Origin of the sequence: Tumidithrix elongata BACA0141, assembly GCF_036349135.1 — a bacterium.
In the GTDB taxonomy this organism is placed as follows: domain Bacteria; phylum Cyanobacteriota; class Cyanobacteriia; order Pseudanabaenales; family Pseudanabaenaceae; genus Tumidithrix; species Tumidithrix elongata.
The window spans coordinates 117,160-134,571 of record NZ_JAZBJZ010000002.1 but is presented as its reverse complement, the minus strand read 5'-3'; the positions used below and the strand labels follow the sequence as shown (position 1 = coordinate 134,571).

The window sequence follows — 17,412 nt, the reverse complement described above, 5'->3', positions numbered from 1 at the left end:
GCTAATGCTGAAGAGACTTGCAGCCACTTCTTAAGATCTCAAATGGGTTCTATAGGAATCCAGTCTCCCTCATCTCCAAACCCGTAATTCTGCTGCAAGGAAACCTCAAGGTTTTGACTTCGGTGGGTTTAAGGGGATGAAAGGGTGATCATACGAAAACTTTCTTGATAACATAATCAATAGTGACATTATAGAGAATTTTTCTAGATATCATTCCGTATAAGAGTGTTATACGGAAAATAATAGAAATTTGGTTGCAAGTGGTCTAACGATCAGTTCTATAACACTGTTTTCTCCGATTAGCTTTTGCTTTTAGACTAAATATTCTAGACTTGTGTAACAACTAAAGTCTCGCACTGCCAAAGTATCGTTTTGATTAGGGTTTTGGGGCAATAAAATGGCAAAACACAGTAAAACATGGTGGGGACAAAAATTTATCGGTGCGTTGGAATCTTTCACTGACTCAGGTCGGCTGCAACGTGGACGCTCTTATGCGGGTGATAGCCGCATTCTCAGTTTTGATATTACCAAAGGGATTGTGACTGCGATCGTTCGCGGCAATGTCAATCCTTATTTTGGGGTTTACAAAGAACCGAAGTATCACACCGAGGTTGCGATGGCGAAGATCGCAGCGAAAGACTGGTCAACGATTATTCAGCATATGTCCTCCAAAGCAAGTGTGGTGGCGCGACTATTGCTCAACGAAGTGCCTGAGAATATTGAAGATAGCTTTGTGGAAGTCGGTCAAAGTCTACTACCACGTAGCCGCAAAGATTTGAAAACAGATTGCTCTTGTCCCGATTTTTCCAACCCTTGCAAACATATTGCGGGTCTATGTTACCGACTAGCTGGCGAACTCGATCACGATCCATTCCTTTTATTTGAGTTACGGGGTCTATCAAAAGAAGCTTTGCAAACTGAGCTAGCTAAATCGCCTCTTGGCAAAGCCCTGGCATCGGAGCTAGACGAACATGCCCTTGAGCTAAAGCCTTCAACCTCTTACTTCACAAAGCCCGAAACCTCTTTATGCGCGGAAGTACCCACACTCAAACAGTTTTGGCAAGGACATAAGCGCTTACCCCAAGCAATTCCATTCTCACCTCCTAGTAGCGTGTCAGCGATCGCGATCAAAAAGCAAGGCGATAATCCTCCCTTTTGGCAAAAGGATAGTTCGTTTATTGGAACGATGGAGGAACTCTACGAACGAGTGAAAACAAAGAATTCAGCATTACTATAGATTCCAGTACTCTATTAGAATTAATCCTCCAAGTATAGGGAGCGCACAAACTTACTTTACGGTTGACAGCGATTTCAACACTTGAACGTAGGTTGCCATGGGAACAGGACGACATGTCCTCCATCCACCATCCGCATTGCTGTCTGGCAGGGTTCCACCTGAAATCAATACAAGATTTCCTTTAAGCCCCAAAAATGTGACGATGTTTCTGACACTGCTGTCACGGGCTTTTTCTATGTAAACTTCTAACGTGCCAAATTCCGTCTGTTCATCTCTCATTTTTTCTAGCCCGCGCGAACCAGATTGAGAAGAGGTGACACTAATGCAGGTGTTGTTTTCGCCCTCATAGGCAATGATGTAGCCAGAATCGTCATCACCGTTGGCATATTTGGCTTTCTCACCAGAGGCTTTTACCAAGCGAAAGCCACTAGGAAGAGAAGTTGGTGCGACGATGGGAATTGGTAGTTGCTTGAGTTGGGCTATTTGTTCGGGAGTCAATAGGTTACCCGTCACTGCCGATCGCGTATCAGTCTGAGTTGTGGTGCTAGAAATGCTATACCCAGGTTGCAGTTCAAAAAAAGAATCCGTACTGTTTAGGCACTTTGCCAAGACTTCTGAGTATTTGTCATTCGCGATCGGTTGAAAGAAAGTATATTCCTCTGGCGAACCGTTTTGATCGGTAATCAGAAGATTTCTTCCGCTCTGACGTAAGGTTAGGGCTTTCCCATACTTTTTCCAGCCATCAATCGCAAAATAATCTTTTTCAGAGGTCAAAGAACCTGCAGTTTCCCCAACAGATAATGCATAGCGTCCAGAGGGTGTAGAAAAACTTTCATAACAGGTGCGATTTCCTTGATTTGCGATCGTAATGTATCGGGAGCCGAGATTGTAAGTTCCTGCGATTAGTGTTGGTTGTGGCATGGATTTATCAGCACCCGCTGTCGGTTGTTTGGACGCACTTGCCGTAGGCTCTTGACTCGAAGTATCTGCGTTTAAAACTTTTTGTTGAGTTGCATCCGTATTGGCAGTCTGTTGATTTGTACAGGCAACCGTGGTTTGGACAACTGCACCGAACAAAACAAAGAGTAAAAGATGTAATTGCGATCGCATACCGTTCCTCATTCAGCCACAAATCAATATGTACATATAGCGATCCTAAATGATACAAGAGGCAATGTATGAATTGTCCGTACTTAACAAATCCAATAGGATTGATTTAATCCCAGCCTGTTTTTCGATCTCGTTACCAAAATTGTAACCATAAAAAACCACAAGGTTAATTAGGGTAAATTTAAGGTAATTGAAATCTGAGGCTTCTCATGTTTACCCCACTAACCCTACGCGTTTTTGCAATTGCTGTTGCATTGATTGGCGGTATTACCATTGCTGGTTATCCTCATTGGAGCGACTCGTCAGCTATTTCCAGTCGTTTAAAAGATGAGAAGCTCAAGAATAACGCTACGGAAGCCACGCCACTGCCCACCATATCCTCAGTGCCACCCAGATACAATATGCTTCAAAACTCTGCTGTCTCGATCGCCATTAACCAGAGTGGAAACATCCGCCGCGCCGATCCTAGAGGCTATATCAATGTTGCCATTCGAGAAACCTACAAAATTGAAATTTCCTCACCTGCCTATACCAGTGCGGTCAGCGTCAAGATCGACGGGGTTCCAATTATTGATGGATTAATCTGCGATCGCACGGTTACCTTAGAAAGACCCCTTGCGATCGCCAAGCAATTCATCGTTCTGGAAGAAGGGAATCCTGGTTTGGATCGAGATGGTGGTGTCAATAATCCCGATCTAGGTTTAATTGAGGTGACATTTGTACCGATCAAACGCAAAGCGATCGCCGTAGAGACCATGCCGAGACCCCAAGAGCCACCTTCAGCCGCCGCTCCATCCAGAGATGAAGCATCTAAATCGACTGTTGGCGCAGATCGCAGCAGTACACCTGTCGGTACTGGCTTAAGCGGTAGTTCCTCGCAAGAGTTTGTGGCAACGAATGAATGGGTGGAAGCCCCAGAAATCGCTCCTACCTATACCAAAAAATATCGCTTAGTGGGAATTCGCACATCAGATCCTGTAACGCTGCACAACATGACCCAGCCACCTTACCCCATAACCGATCCAGTCCCACCTAGGTTGTAATTGGATAAGCCTTTGCAGGCAAGATGTCTGCGCTACAAATCGTTGCAATTCATTTAGGAGTCATTTAGGATCGAAACAGAACAAAGACTAACGCTTTGTTCTGTTTCGATTAGTTTTTGCTTTCACAGTTGAACATCCAGTGAATGCCAAATTGGTCAACTAGGCTGCCAAAATAGCCACCCCAAAACATTACTCCCGATCGAAGGCTTCCCTTAGGGTTTTAATATCAAGTTTTTGCATTTGCATCATGGCTTGCATAACTCGTTGCGTTTTTGCCACATCTTTGTCATGCATCATCTCAATGAAGGCTGAAGGAATAATCTGCCATGACACGCCGTATTTGTCTTGAAGCCAACCACAGCTATGTTTTTCTCCGCCCTCAGAGAGTTTCTCCCACAACGCGTCTACCTCTTCCTGATTCTCGCAATTCACGGCAAACGATATGGCTGGAGAGAAGGTGAATTGCGGACCGCCATTTAAGGCTACGAAGGTTTGACCGTCGATTTGAAATGCCACAACCATGACCGTTCCCTTTTCTCCAGGGCCAGTTTCTCCATACCGTACAACGTTTACAATCGTTGAATTCTTAAAAATGGAGGTATAAAAGTCCACAGCCTCCTCAGCTTTTCCATCAAACCATAAATGTGGGGTGATTTTTTGCACGATGTTTTACTCCTTTGCTTTATGGATTCAATTGCCTTACCGTTCGCACGATCGCTTTGCAGGTTTTCCACAATTACAGAGGGGAAATTTCCTATGAAAGCGATCGCAGCTTTTTTCCTTGCTTGCAGAATCAAGGTCTAGGATTCTTTCTCGCAGTTCACCATCCAAGGGGTACCGAAGCGATCGGTGACCATGCCAAATCGGAAAGCCCAGAAGGTCTGTTGAATGGGCATCTGCACGGTTCCATTTTCTGCCAAAAGGTGAAAAATGCGTTCCGACTCTGCGGGATCGTCAATGGCGAGATTGACGCGGAAGCCTTTACTTTCTTCAAACATCTGGGGAGGGCAGTCGCCTCCCATCAAAACCCAATCACCGACTTCGAGACGGATATGCATGATTTTCTCGCCAGGCATTTCAGTCATTTGTCCTTCTGGTGGGGCATTCTCGTTGAGGAACTTCATGGCGATTTTGCCACCGAGACATTGCTCGTAAAACTCAAAGGCTTCTTGGCAGTTACCATTGAAAAAGAGATAAGGATTGAGTTGCATTGTATTCTCCTATTTGTGGATAGATGATTTCTGTGTGATTGATTTCCTGAGCCTTATGCCGCCTGAGCTTGCATTTCTATAAATTCAGATGCGACTTCCTGTATATCAGGGGTAAAATCCTCAAATTCTTGAATCTGGCGAATTTCAAGGATTTCGTTCTCTGAAGCTAGACAGCGTAAAGCCCAAGCGATCGCTTCTTCTCTTGACTTCACCTGAATCATCCAGTAGCCACCAAGGACTTCCTGCACGCCCGCAAAAGGAGCATAGGTAACTTCTGGCTTACCGCCTGAAAACGCAATGCGGGCTCCCATCGATGGTGGATGAAGGCCTTCAAGGGATAGAAGTACTCCAGCTTCCTGTAACGCTTTGTTATATTGCATCATCGCTTCAACCGCCTCTGGTTCGGGCATCGTTCCAGGGGTTGCGTTCTCGTAGCCTTTTGGAATCATCAACATCATAAATCGCATGGAAGTATCTCCTAAAGAACTGTTTGTCTATGGGTATGCTGGGGACGCATCGCTCTCGCTTGCAAACGTCATTATTCTAAGATATGTTTGATATTTGTACAAATATCAAACATATCTTTACATGAAACCTCTTCATTTTTTCTCTGGCAAGCCAGCAACTTCAACCACGGGTCTAATTTCGACCGTGCCGACACTCGCCCCAGGAATTCGAGCTGCGATCGCGATCGCTTCGTCAAGATCCTCGACATCAGTGAGAAAGAACCCACCTAGTTGTTCGCGCGTTTCTGCGAATGGGCCGTCGGTAACCAACGATTTGCCCTCACGTACGCGAATGCTGGTCGCCATGGTGACTGGGTGTAACGGTGCGGTGGATATAAACTGACCATTAGCATGGAGTTCTTGGGCAAGTTAGGCGGACTTCACATAGCATTGCTCCCGCTCGGTTTCGCTCAAAGCATTTTCTTCCATATAAATCAGCATCATGTATTTCATCGATCTGCCTCCGTTTTTGCCTCGGTTAACTTTTCTCTATGCATCCCTCTATTTATTGGTCGAACGGCGATCGCTCAAATCGACACCTTAACAGATGTTTTTTATGATTAGGTTATGCCGACCACAAAATTAGATGTCGATTTGCTGGAAGAACAGGATCGCATCCGCTGGAACCACCAGCAAATTGCCGAGGCATTACCGCTTGTGGAGGAGTCGTTGTGTGTTGGTGGCACTAACTCCTACGCAGTGCAAGCCGCGATCGCTGCCCTGCACTGTCAGGCAACACGAGCAGAGGAAACCGATTGGAAGCAGATCGTAAGACTTTACGATTTGCTCGATCGCTTACAACCTTCGCCAATCGTGTCGCTCAATCGTGCAGTGGCGGTCGCAATGGTGAGCGAACGACGCTTTCTCGAACGAAGACTGGGTGAAGTTCAACCCTGATATTTATAATTCGGCACAAGAATGGGTACCGATGATTACTTAGGTTGAACGATTGGAGTTGGGAGTGGAACGGGTGAAGGAAGAATTCGATAGAAAATGCCGATCGCATAGCCTGTCAATCCCAAAAAGGCAACGACCGCAAAACCTAGCCAAACCTTATTTCTACTTTGCTGTTTGAGCTTTTTCTTTACTTGAGTTTGACGTTCGGTTTGGTTTTCTTTGGACAGGCGATCGAGTTCGTCAAGCATATGCAAAATTGCTTCGCAGTCAGTGGGGCGATCGACAGGTCTAGGCGAAATCAAACGTTCCAGCAGTTGTGCAAAATCATCAGAGAGCTGCATCGCAGATGGACGCCAGTTATAGATATCTGTATGGGGATCGTGAAGATCGAGGGGATGCTTACCTGTGACTAAATGGATAAAAGTCATTCCTAAAGAATAAAAATCTGACTGTGGAATCGCAAAGCCGCGTGACTGCTCTGGCGCAGTATAACCAGCAGAATTAATTTTCGTGATGCCACCTAAACTGCCGATCTTTGCCAGATAGGTGTAGGTGGCTTCTCGAGCTGTGCCGAAGTCAATCAAGGTCAGCTTCCCCGATGGCTTGAGCATGATATTTTCGGGCTTAATATCGCGATGGAAATAACCGTTTTTATGCACGACTTGCAACACCCGCACAATTTGACGCAGCCAAGCGATCGCCATTTTCTCGGAGACAGGTTTATGTGTAGTTATCCATTCATAAAGATTGATTCCTTCCACTTTTTCCATCACAATGCCATGCAAAATTGTGCTGTCTGGTAGATGGTGATGGATATAACCATCAATTTTGGGTAATCCAGGGGAATCGATTTTACCTAAGATAAAAGCTTCTTGTTGAAAAAGTGAGATGGTTTTAGGCTGTTCGTTAAATTCAGGTCTGAGAACTTTAAGTACTCTGGGCTGTTGCCTCTCATTTTCTACTTCGTAGATTGTGCCAAAGCCAGTATTGTCACTGAGCAAACGCTTTACAGCATAGGTGCGATCGATCAACAATTCGCATCGACAGTTCTCGCAAAACTCTATGGTGTCTGGATTTTGGCGATCGCTAGACTTGCAATGGGGGTTGATACAGAGTCGCATAATTAAAGCCTTGTTTGCAGTAACAGCATTTTACCTTCTAAATAGAATTAATTCGCAATTCCTGCTCGTAATGACGAAGGTAATACCATTTTCAAAAAGCTGCGACGTAGTTTTTTGACAGACAGCGCGTAGGGAGGAATTCAAATCTTGCACTGTTGGAATTTTAATTGAACTTGTTATTACGTTTCTCTAAGTAAATATTGTGTCAAGACCAGTCTAAAGGTGAATCCAAAAAATCTATTTCAAATATTTCTGCAAAAGCTTCTGCAACTTGATTTCGGACGTTCGCAAGTTCCACATTGGGAATGAATTGAGACAGACTACAGCAGGTGCGATCGCTGATTCCACAGGGCACGATTCGCTCGAATCCTGCTAAATCCATATTCACATTCAGAGCAAAGCCATGCATCGTAATCCACCGACTGACCTTGATGCCGATTTGGGCGATTTTTTGTCCATCCACCCATACCCCTGTTAAGCCTTGAATCCGACTAGGGGAGAGACTGTATTGCTCCAATACATGAATAATCACTTGTTCTAGTTGCCGCAGATACCAGTGCAGGTCTCGCTTGTAGGCATTTAAATTTAGAATTGGATAACCGACAATCTGACCCGGTGCATGATAGGTAACTTCTCCACCCCGTTCGATGCGATGGCATTCAATTTCAGGATTACTTAAATCAAATTTGAGGAATTCTAAACTGGAACCCTGTCCCAAAGTATATACAGGTGGATGTTCCATTAATAGAAGAACATCGGATAACTGACTATCTTGCTGACGTGCCAGCATCAGTTCTCTCTGCCACTGCCAAGCGGTCAAATAGGGAATGGGGCGATCGCTTTGATATAGATAACAAGAACGTCTCACGATCGCTCACGATTTAAAGAATGGATTGCCCAACGCAGATAGCCTTGACTGGCGGCAATCACAGGTACAGCAATAATCTCTGGTTCGCTATAGGGGTGCAGCGATCTCAGCCTTGCTTCTAAGGCATCATAGTTTCTCAACAAGGTCTTGATCATGAGTAAAAATTCTGACTCAGTACAGATTTCTCCCTGCCAAAAATAGGTCGAGATTAACCCGGGAAACACCTGTACGCATGCGGCATGATGTTCTTCAACTAAAATCTGTGACAACCTTGTTGCCATCCCTTGATCTGGCAATGTTGTCATCACGATGACTAAATCGTCATCCCCTTGCATAGGATCTGAGTACATCAGGCGTTTACATGCTGTGCATTTACATAAAAGTTTGAGCTAGAAAAATTACAATTTCTAGTCCGAATATCTTGCAGCATACAGCACTCTTTTGCAATTTCATCATTCTGGAATCTGACTTTGCCATCCAAACTTCCAGAATGACGACAGTTAGGTTGAGGGACTTTCTTGACTTTCGGGAGTTGTCTCTGCTTTGCTGGTATTTTGCTCTGCTTGTCTCTGCCGCTTTTTCTTTTCTGCTTCTACCAAATCGGCCATCATCTGACGGGCTTGGGCAACTTTCTCAAGGTTAGAGCGATAGAGATCGAGGTCTTTAAATAAGCGTTCGGAGCCAATCTTTAAAGCTTCGCCCACCTGCTTAATTAAATCTTGACGTTTGTCATTGTCAGCGATCGCCTCAGGATCGACGATTTCTAGCAATGTAAAAATACCCACGGCAAATAGACGGCTGTACTTAAATTTGGGGTTTGCCGCGATCGCGCGCACCTGTGGCATCAAAGGATCGAGATTGACATTGGCTTCTAAAGTTGTCAGCAAACTTTTGACCTCAGCAGGAGATCGCATGGCAAGTTCGCTGAGTTGAGAAGCTTCTTGGCGCAGTTGCTCGGGGTTAAAGTGCAATGCTTGAGCTAAAGCCGTAAAAATCGTGTGACGATCTGCTTCAGGACTGTAGCCAACCGTGAATCGGTCAAAAGAAGTTACAACACCAAGTCCAAAGATGGAGTCATAGGCAAAAGGCTGGCTCACTATTAGCAGATGGATCTCTACCAACAGTTCGTCGATTACACGGCGGTAAATTGAATTTACAGGCTTGGGAAACCCTCTGTAAAAATCACGTTTGGTATCAGAAACAGTGCGAACAGTATTCACGATGGACAAAAACCTAAAGGCAAAATTAATAATTCCATCATCTCATAGATAGGAATCTAGGCATTCTGCTAAGGGAGGATTTATCTAAAGGTGCGACAAATCTTAGGGCATTAAAAGTCTAGTAGACCTGTACCCATTCATGCACTTCATAGTCTGTCCAAATTTGGTTTTGCCAGTAAGGATCGGACTCAATTAACTGTCTTGCCGAGGCTTCATCCGCCGCTACATAGACGGCAAAAACCTTGGTTACATCCTGCGTCGGCCCAATTGTAGTTAACTGCCCCGACTCATGTAGAGCCTTGAGGTTATCGAGATGGGCTTGGCGGTAAGGGGCTCGCTTTTCTAACACATTGTCACAATAGCTGCCCCACATTACGTACTTCTTCATAATTTAGAAATCTTCAGCTCTCATCATAATTAGAATACTTAGGTGATATCTCAGAAAATTTATACCAAATACTGTAGGGGCAATCCCCCTGTGGTTGCCCTAGATACCACGGGGTAGGCACACACCATCCACTACCCCTACATCAGGTAATTTGTTTGTTGGAAATCTCCTTAAAACCTGAATATCCAAGAAGGATGAAGCTTACTTGAAACAAAATTTATCAACGATCAGAGCAAGGGCTGTGGCAAAGATAGTGATGCCAATTCCGACAAAAACATTTTGACCTTGACTGACACTAATACAGGCAACCGTCCCAGCTCCCATTGCCGCTGTAACTGCTGCGACGAGAGGATCTTTTGTGGTGTTCTTGTACATAATTTTTAAGCCTTATCAGGAATAAGTTTTTAAATAACGGTTGAAAAATAGCAGTCAGTAAAGTGAATCGCTAAAAGTTGCTTTCACGACTAACAACCTACAACAGTCAAACGCTTACCTAGTAATTCTCAATAAATCTTTTACAAATCCCTGTAAAGAACTTAATACTCGTTAATAACTTAAAGGCTATTTAATCAATGTGAAACTATCGACGAATAGGTCAAACATCTTGTCTGGCGAAGTGTCTGACTCTGGTTTATAGGAATAGATTCGATATGAAAATTTCTCTACATTAATTAATAAAACTTTAACTCGCCAATTTGCGGAGGTTCCTGATTTGTTGGCGATTTTTTGCGTATATTCCAACTGAGAACCTGACTTTCCACCCTTACTCTTGACATCATAGGCAGTAGATTTTAGGTCTTTAGGCGTTTCAGCGGCAGGTTCTAAAGCGGTTACGGATTGACTGTCCGATTTATCCATGGGAATCCGCGCTACGATCGCATAGCTTTGGTTATTCGGGTCAGAGGAAGGCGAGCTAAACCTTACCAGATTTTGCCCAGAGGCTTCTAGCCCTTCATCTTTAACTTGCCAATCTTTGGGATAGCGTAGGGTATAGCCCGCTCCAGAAAATTTGTTTGTGCTGTCAGGCTTAGCATCTTCGGAACTACATAGCTCGATCGCACTGCCATCTTGATTGGTATGCAGGGTATAGCGGCTGCTCTCGGCTTGCAGCACAATTTCAAACCCAGTTTGGGTAGGCGCAACCGTTTGGCACAGGTCAGCTTGACTCAATTGCTGAACGGATTGGGCTTGGGTAGCGATCTCTACAGAGGTTGACAGTTTGAGTTGCGATCGGAGATAGCTCTCGGCTTTTTGGATCACTTCCGTCGGCACGCTTGTGGGCGTTGATTGACAGGCAGTTAAAAGAGAGAGCGTGGAAAGCCCTATACCAAATACAGAACGTTTAAACACAGAAGACCTAAAAATAAAGCGCATAATCAGTTACTGTAGCGCTCTTCGGCAAAAGGTTCGCCGCGACGATGATAGCCATTGCGCTCCCAAAAGCCCAGCTTCTCCTGTTCGAGAAACTCTAGTCCATTAATCCATTTCGCACTTTTCCAAGCGTAGAGGTGTGGCACGACCAAGCGCAAAGGTCCCCCATTATCCACGGGTAAGGGTTTGCCTTGCAGGGTATGGGCAAAGAAATTCTGTTCGAGCAAAAAGTCATCGAGGGCAATGTTGGTGGTGTAGCCGCCATAGCAATGCTGTAGGACATGAGCAGCTTTCGGGTCGAGTTCTACTAACTTCATAAAGTCCAACACTTTCACCCCTGTCCATTGCACATCTAGCTTCGACCATGTGGTAACGCAGTGAAAGTCGATGGTGAAATCATGTTGTGGCAATGCCATCAAATCTGACCAACTAAGGGTTATCTCTTTGGCAAGTCCCCAAACCTTAAACTGCCATTCTTCGGTTGTGACTTGAGGTGTCGTGCCATAGGTCATAATCGGAAATCCGTTAGTCAAGCGCTGACCAGGTGGGATTCGATTCTTGTTTTGGTCTTGAGACTTAGAAAATAGTCCTCCAAACATAATTCACCTAAAGAAAATAGCTATTAGTTGTCAGTTATCAGTTATCAGTTGTGGGTAGTGATGGGGTTTGAGTGTGTCTGAATCTGGCTTACAAAGGATAAAATTTTCTTGACTGACCACTGAGAACCTCTTCACTGAAAACCTTTTCACTAATCATTGTAAGCTGAATTTCTGCCAAGGTAAGTCGCTCTTGCCATGCAGGATTAGATCGCGGGTAATTTGAGCAGTGAGCGGAGCCATCAGAATACCGTTACGATAATGCCCGATCGCCAGCAAGACATTGGGATGATTGGGCACAAATCCTAAAATCGGGGCTTTGTGGGCTTTGGGCTGAGGGCGATCGCCAGCCCAAGTTTCTAGAACTGTGGCCTTGGCAAATTCTGGGCAAAACTCGATCGCGCGATCGAGTAATAAAACAATATTCGCCTCGGTGGGCAACTGCTGATCGCGTTGGCTAGCTTCAAATTCCATGGTTGCACCAATCCAAAACTGATCGTTGCCAAGCGGTACGATGTTCATGTTAGAGCCTTCTTGAGGCTCGATATGTACGATCGGTTGCGAGTTTAGGGGCTTTAAATTTAAATTAGGCAAATGTACTCTAATCGCTTGCCCACCAACTGGTTGGAGCAACTCCTCATAGGATGGTAAAAGGGGAGCCAGCAGTTGATTTGCGCCTAGCCCAGAGGTAATGACGATCCAGTCTGACTTAAGATCTGGCGGTAAATCTGCGAGCGAAGCGATCGCACAGTTCCAACGAAATTGCACCCCATTCGCTGCGGCTGCCTCTACCAAACCTTGTACAAATTTAATGGGATGAATGGCGCGATCGCTAGGGCTGTATAGGCCACCATGCGATTGAAACTGGGGGTATTCCAAACCTAGCTCTGACTGACTGAGCCAATGCATCGGGAATCCCTGTTTTTGACGATATGGAATCAATGTCTCGCATCTTGCCTCAGCGTTTGCGTCGCCATAGAGGCAAAGAATCCCCGCCTGATAGTAGGGAATCTCGATTTGAGTTTGGGAAATTAATTCGGCTACAAGGTCGTCATATAGACGCAGGCTGGCTAAACGCATCGACACCAACGTGCCGCGCAATTTATGCCCGCAGGCAGCCATCAAAACACCCAAGGCAGCCCCTGTAGCGCCTTGGGCGGGTTTTGACTTCGCCTCTAGGACAGTAATCTGAAGGTCAGCCCGATCTGCGACTTTGCTTAACTCGTAGGCAAGGACTGCACCAACCACACCACAGCCGATAATTGTGACTTGGCTTGTCATGCTTTCATGGCGCGATCGCTACGATCCTGATGAGGTGCGACGACGGCGAGATGCTGCAGGCGACTGAATCGGTGGTTCCTCCTTCTTAGTCCCAGAATCTTCTGTGGCATTGGATTCAAGTACAGCCTTTGAAGGCTTACTGCTCGATTCACCATTCTGGACTTCAACCGACTGAGAAAGTTGCTCTGGTTGAGCCGCAAAATCATCGGAAAAATCATCGGGCTGATCGAGGCGATCGTACTCATCATCTTGGTCTGAGGTTGGACTGATATCCAACAAGTCATTGCCATCCGCAGATCCATCGGCTGCATCAGACAGTTGCGATGCCTGAGGAACTTCCAAAGTTGGAATTTGGGGAGCCATACCCGGTAGGGTCACCGTCACAATGCTATTGCGCGGATCTTTGACTTCGCGATCGATCAACAGCAAGGGAGAAATTCCCATAAAGGCATAGATGTCTTGCTCCTCTTCCGTCATCTCCACAACCACAATCTCAGGTGGCTCAAGTTTAGGTCGGGGAGTTTCACGACGACCGATCCGCTCTTGGGGGATGACTTCTGGCTCGGCTTCAACGGGAGGTGGCGCTGTAACCACAGTTCTGGACGAAGACAATACGGGGACTTTAGAGGGTGGCTCTCTTGTCTCAAATCTAAGCTCTGTACGCGACTCAGGTCTTGACTCAGAACGAGATTCCGTCCGTAAGCGACCTTCACGACCTTCACGGGTTTCGATCGCAATGGGTGGCTTTTCTGGATCGCGGGTTTCACGGGCATCGCGATCGCGTCCGGGGGGAGCATTGCGTTTGCGACGGCGAGAATTACCGTTGCGTTCTTGATAGCTAGGATGGTTGACCAGATTGGGTTCAATTCCGCCACTGAGTGGGGAATCATCCTCTAGCAGCTCTGTCGTCAAATCGAGCTTAGAGGTATAGCGGGCTTCCCACTGACGGGTTGTAGAGTCAACGGTTTGCGCGGCTGAGTCACCGGGTAAATGCACCAGATGACCTAGACCGTTACAGGTGGGACAGGGGCGACCAAATAGCTCGTAAATGCTTTGACCTTGACGTTTGCGGGTTAGCTCTACCAACCCCAATTCCGTCAGTTGGGCAATTTGTGGGCGAGACTTATCCGCACGAAGGGCTTTGTTAAAATGCTCTAACAGTTGCATCTGATCGCGGCGCGTGTCCATATCAATGAAGTCCACGACGATCACACCCGCAATGTTACGCAGTCGAACTTGACGCGCTACCTCGGCGGCTGCCTCACAGTTTGTCCATAAAACGGTTTCGCGAGATGTTTGAGATTTTGTAAAGGAGCCAGAGTTAACATCAATCACCGTGAGCGCTTCAGTTGGCTCGATGATAATGTAACCGCCACTGGGCAGATCGACTCTAGGTCTTAATGCTTCCCGAATAGCAGCATTGACACGGAAATATTCCAGAATTGAAGCCCGTTCGCGATGTTGATCGAGCGATAGGCCACTGGGAATTTTGCCATCCCCCCAATTGAGTAAATGGTGTTTGACCCGCCTCAGACCATCACTGGTATCGGTGACAATGCGGTTGACTTCGCTGGAGTACAGATCGCGCAGTACTTTTTGAATGAAGTCGCGATCGCGATCGAGCAGACTGGGATGACGGGTTGTGGTCACATCTTGTTGAACCGCTTCCCACTGTTTTTGGAGATTGTCTAAATCTTCAATAATTTGCTCTTCGGGCATGCCTTCAGCTTCGGTGCGCACCAGCAGCCCCATGCCTGAGGGCTTGATTAAAATCGCCAAGGCTCTGAGTCGATTGCGCTCAGTTTCAGTGCGGATGCGACGAGATAGGTTTACTCCCCGTCCAAACGGAATTAATACGACATATCTGCCTGGTAGCGAGATATTGCCTGTGAGGCGAGGTCCTTTATTGCCCGTAGGCTCTTTCATGACCTGCACCAAAACTCTTTGCTGCGGAGACACCAGATCGCTGATGTTGCCCGCAGAACGGCGCATTTTTAAAGGACCTAGATCGGTAATGTGAATAAAGCCATTTCGTTCCCCATCGCCAATATTGACAAAGGCGGCATCTATGCTGGTTAAAACATTTTCGACCACACCTAAGTAGATATCCCCGACTTGATGCGTCCCAGTGGCAACGATAATTTCTTCAATCTGGTCTTCGCTGAATACAGCAGCCGTCCGATGCTGCTCAGCAATGATAATTTGCTTGGGCATCCAATTTCCTCAGAATTTTTGAGTTAGTTGAGCCAGTCTAAGAACCCATAATGCTTAGTGGCTGCTTGGGTGGCTGTTAAGAGCATGACACACCCAAAATCTTAAGAGCTAAAAGCTCAAAGTACAGATTACAGTTGATGTTTTGCCTATGCTCTACCCTTGTCATCTCTAAAGAGATTTAAGTATTAGTCCATGATCTGATTCGATCTGACTCAGGCTTTTGGCTAACATCTCACACCTTACCTTTTGTCACCTTACCCTTTGTACTTAGCCACCAAAAATTCAGTTTTGGAGCTAAAAGCTTAAGTCTACTGAAACTTACTGAGTAAGAGATTCAGTCCGTTTTAGTAAATTTTAGAGTTTAGTAGATTTGAGTCTCAAATTTAAGTTTCAAATATAAACTTGGAACCTTGAGTTAAAACCGTTGCTAAATCAAGGAATGGTATTACTAAATTGAGGATGGGGTTTTCCCGATAAGAGAAATCACCGCTTCACCCTTTATTCATGCATTCTTTAATGTTTATGCAACGCTAAATCCAAAGTTAAATTTGGGCTAAATGCTTGTGTGGTGCAAGATCTGAAAGCTACTGATTTGACAGCATAGCAATACAAACCGTCACAAATTAAACGTCAATAACTATACCCGCAATTTCCGTATATAGTCACTGAAATTTGAAATTTAACTTAGCGAAACTCTTAGACCGACTAAGCTACACGTACCTAAGTAGACTGCCTAAACTTATGACTTAACTTTTACAAGTGGCATCAGGTCTTGAGGCATAGGTGAAAGCAACGCAAGCAAGATATATTCTTTTGCTCGGTTATATGTAGCCTAGTTTAGTATTATAGCGTAGCTTTGAACGATAGAATTGCTGAGGTGTTTTTAAGCGTGAGGATATTCCCCTGATTACTCGCATCGTCTTAGTACGTCATGGTGAAAGTACATTTAACACCAATAATATGGTGCAAGGTCGCGGCAACCTCGATCGACCAGAACTTCAGTCCGTCTTGACCGAAAAAGGTCAGCAACAAGCTGGCTTGGCAGGTGCTGCACTTGCCAATTTACATTTTGATGCGGCCTATGTCAGCCCTTTGCTCCGCGCTCGCCAAACGGCTGAGCAGATACTGGCAGCTAGTTCTAGTCCGCCACCCGTTACGTTTCATGAGGGTTTATGTGAAATCAACCTGCCTGCATGGGAGGGGTTGACTTTTGACGAGGTGCGATCGCAATTTCCCGATCAATTTCACAATTGGGAGCACGAGCCGCATAAGTTGGTGGTTAGCGATCGCTACCCCGTTCTCGATTTGTTCGAGCAGGCAAAGGCATTTTGGCAAGAAGTTTTACCGAAGCACACGGGACAAACAATTCTGATCGTCGGTCATAGTGGTGTCAATCGTGCCTTGATTTCTACCGTTATCGGACTCCAGCCAGCGCAATATCATCATTTGCAGCAGATTAACTGTGCGATTAGTGTCTTAAATTTTGCTGGGGACAATCTTTCAAATTTAGGTTCAGATTTAAGTAACGTGCAGGTGCAGTTGGAGTCTTTGAATTTGACAAGCCACCTCACTTCGCTGACAAAATCAGTTTTGCCTCCTCCTCGCAAAGTCCACATCGGGCCGCGTATTTTACTCGTGCGTCATGGTGAAACCGATTGGAATCGTCAAAAACGTTTTCAAGGTCAAATTGACGTGCCTTTAAATGCCAAGGGTGAAGAACAAGCACAGCAAGCCGCTGACTTTTTGGCTTCTGTAACCCTTCACAAAGCTTTTAGCAGTCCCATGCTGCGCCCCAAAGACACTGCCCTCAAGATTTTGACCCATCATCCTGAGGTGGAGCTGGAATATTTTGACGAACTCAAAGAAATTTCACACGGACTTTGGGAAGGCAAATTTGAAGCTGAAATTGAAGCGGAATTTGCAGGCGAACTGGAAAAATGGCAAAAAAACCCCGAAATTGTCCAAATGCCTGAAGGTGAAAATCTGCAGCAAGTTTGGGACAGGGTTGCCGAGGCGTGGCTGCAAATCATTCGCGCTACCCCTGCAGGTGAGACAGCTTTGGTGGTTGCCCATGATGCCGTGAATAAAGCGATTCTCTGTCAGTTGTTTGGCTTTGAACCTGAAAAATTCTGGATATTTAAGCAGGGCAATGGCGGTGTAAGCGTGATTGATTATTACAAGGGTTACGAGCATCCACCGATGTTGCAAGCAATGAATATCACTACGCATCTATCCAATAGCGTGTTCGATCAAACAGCCGCAGGGGCTTTGTAGGCTGGCAGTTACCCATTTTTTACAATCCTAACAAGAAGGGGCAATTCATGAATTGCCCCTTCTTTATCTATGTAT

The 17,412-nt window shown here is 45.6% G+C and carries 17 protein-coding genes and 2 pseudogenes; 4 read left to right on the top strand and 15 right to left on the bottom strand.

Going from position 1 to position 17,412, the window contains the following annotated elements; genetic code table 11:
• The first annotated feature begins 397 nt into the window (after positions 1-397).
• Positions 398-1,237: an SWIM zinc finger family protein gene (locus V2H45_RS01255; protein WP_330481781.1), complete on the top strand. Its 840-nt coding sequence runs from the start codon at positions 398-400 to the stop codon at positions 1,235-1,237.
• Positions 1,238-1,288: 51 nt separating this feature from the next.
• On the opposite strand, the gene V2H45_RS01250 is transcribed toward V2H45_RS01255, so the two are convergent.
• A complete protein-coding gene (locus V2H45_RS01250; protein WP_330481780.1) occupies positions 1,289-2,359 on the bottom strand; it encodes a hypothetical protein in 1,071 nt (356 codons plus the stop codon).
• 197 nt (positions 2,360-2,556) lie between these two features.
• Between V2H45_RS01250 and V2H45_RS01245 the strand changes: the two genes are divergently transcribed.
• Positions 2,557-3,390, top strand: coding sequence for a hypothetical protein (locus tag V2H45_RS01245; protein ID WP_330481779.1), 834 nt, complete (start codon positions 2,557-2,559; stop codon positions 3,388-3,390).
• A gap of 189 nt (positions 3,391-3,579) precedes the next feature.
• Here V2H45_RS01245 and V2H45_RS01240 read toward each other — a convergent pair whose 3' ends face one another.
• From V2H45_RS01240 to V2H45_RS01225, 4 genes and pseudogenes are all read right to left on the bottom strand, one after another.
• On the bottom strand, positions 3,580-4,053 hold the full coding sequence (locus V2H45_RS01240; RefSeq protein ID WP_330481778.1) for a VOC family protein: 474 nt from the start codon (positions 4,051-4,053) through the stop codon (positions 3,580-3,582).
• A 137-nt stretch (positions 4,054-4,190) separates the two neighbouring features.
• A complete protein-coding gene (locus tag V2H45_RS01235) occupies positions 4,191-4,601 on the bottom strand; it encodes a VOC family protein (protein ID WP_330481777.1) in 411 nt (136 codons plus the stop codon).
• A 53-nt stretch (positions 4,602-4,654) separates the two neighbouring features.
• The gene (locus V2H45_RS01230) at positions 4,655-5,068 is read right to left on the bottom strand and encodes a YciI family protein (RefSeq protein ID WP_330481776.1); all 414 of its coding nucleotides are present in this window, start codon (positions 5,066-5,068) and stop codon (positions 4,655-4,657) included.
• 132 nt (positions 5,069-5,200) lie between these two features.
• Positions 5,201-5,560, bottom strand: a pseudogene (locus V2H45_RS01225) (YciI family protein).
• Between the two features lie 132 nt (positions 5,561-5,692).
• Here V2H45_RS01225 and V2H45_RS01220 point away from each other — a divergent pair.
• Positions 5,693-6,004, top strand: a pseudogene (locus V2H45_RS01220) (RNA polymerase subunit sigma-24); the annotation flags it as partial.
• A gap of 35 nt (positions 6,005-6,039) precedes the next feature.
• Here the strand turns inward: V2H45_RS01220 and V2H45_RS01215 are convergent.
• From V2H45_RS01215 to V2H45_RS01170, 10 genes are all read right to left on the bottom strand, one after another.
• Positions 6,040-7,125, bottom strand: a complete 1,086-nt coding sequence (locus tag V2H45_RS01215) for a serine/threonine protein kinase (protein WP_330481774.1) — start codon at positions 7,123-7,125, stop codon at positions 6,040-6,042.
• A gap of 205 nt (positions 7,126-7,330) precedes the next feature.
• On the bottom strand, positions 7,331-7,993 hold the full coding sequence (gene lipB / locus V2H45_RS01210; protein ID WP_330481773.1) for a lipoyl(octanoyl) transferase LipB: 663 nt from the start codon (positions 7,991-7,993) through the stop codon (positions 7,331-7,333).
• A complete protein-coding gene (cutA, locus tag V2H45_RS01205) occupies positions 7,990-8,343 on the bottom strand; it encodes a divalent-cation tolerance protein CutA (protein ID WP_330481772.1) in 354 nt (117 codons plus the stop codon). Before cutA ends, lipB begins: the two co-directional genes overlap by 4 nt.
• Positions 8,344-8,493: 150 nt before the next feature.
• Entirely contained in the window at positions 8,494-9,213 is a 720-nt protein-coding gene (gene psb29, locus V2H45_RS01200) for a photosystem II biogenesis protein Psp29 (protein ID WP_330481771.1), read from the bottom strand.
• Between the two features lie 118 nt (positions 9,214-9,331).
• Positions 9,332-9,601, bottom strand: a complete 270-nt coding sequence (locus V2H45_RS01195; RefSeq protein ID WP_330481770.1) for a YciI family protein — start codon at positions 9,599-9,601, stop codon at positions 9,332-9,334.
• A 201-nt stretch (positions 9,602-9,802) separates the two neighbouring features.
• Complete coding sequence (locus V2H45_RS01190; protein WP_330481769.1) at positions 9,803-9,976, bottom strand: hypothetical protein; 174 nt, start codon at positions 9,974-9,976, stop codon at positions 9,803-9,805.
• Positions 9,977-10,162: 186 nt separating this feature from the next.
• Positions 10,163-10,951, bottom strand: a complete 789-nt coding sequence (locus V2H45_RS01185) for a hypothetical protein (protein WP_330481768.1) — start codon at positions 10,949-10,951, stop codon at positions 10,163-10,165.
• A gap of 26 nt (positions 10,952-10,977) precedes the next feature.
• The gene (locus V2H45_RS01180; protein WP_330481767.1) at positions 10,978-11,571 is read right to left on the bottom strand and encodes a sulfite oxidase-like oxidoreductase; all 594 of its coding nucleotides are present in this window, start codon (positions 11,569-11,571) and stop codon (positions 10,978-10,980) included.
• A gap of 153 nt (positions 11,572-11,724) precedes the next feature.
• Positions 11,725-12,849: an NAD(P)/FAD-dependent oxidoreductase gene (locus V2H45_RS01175; protein ID WP_330481766.1), complete on the bottom strand. Its 1,125-nt coding sequence runs from the start codon at positions 12,847-12,849 to the stop codon at positions 11,725-11,727.
• 18 nt (positions 12,850-12,867) lie between these two features.
• Positions 12,868-15,063, bottom strand: a complete 2,196-nt coding sequence (locus tag V2H45_RS01170; RefSeq protein WP_330481765.1) for an Rne/Rng family ribonuclease — start codon at positions 15,061-15,063, stop codon at positions 12,868-12,870.
• A 906-nt stretch (positions 15,064-15,969) separates the two neighbouring features.
• Here V2H45_RS01170 and V2H45_RS01165 point away from each other — a divergent pair.
• Positions 15,970-17,337 (top strand): histidine phosphatase family protein, encoded by a 1,368-nt coding sequence (locus V2H45_RS01165; protein ID WP_408648687.1) that lies wholly within the window; start codon positions 15,970-15,972, stop codon positions 17,335-17,337.
• The last annotated feature ends 75 nt before the right edge of the window (positions 17,338-17,412 follow it).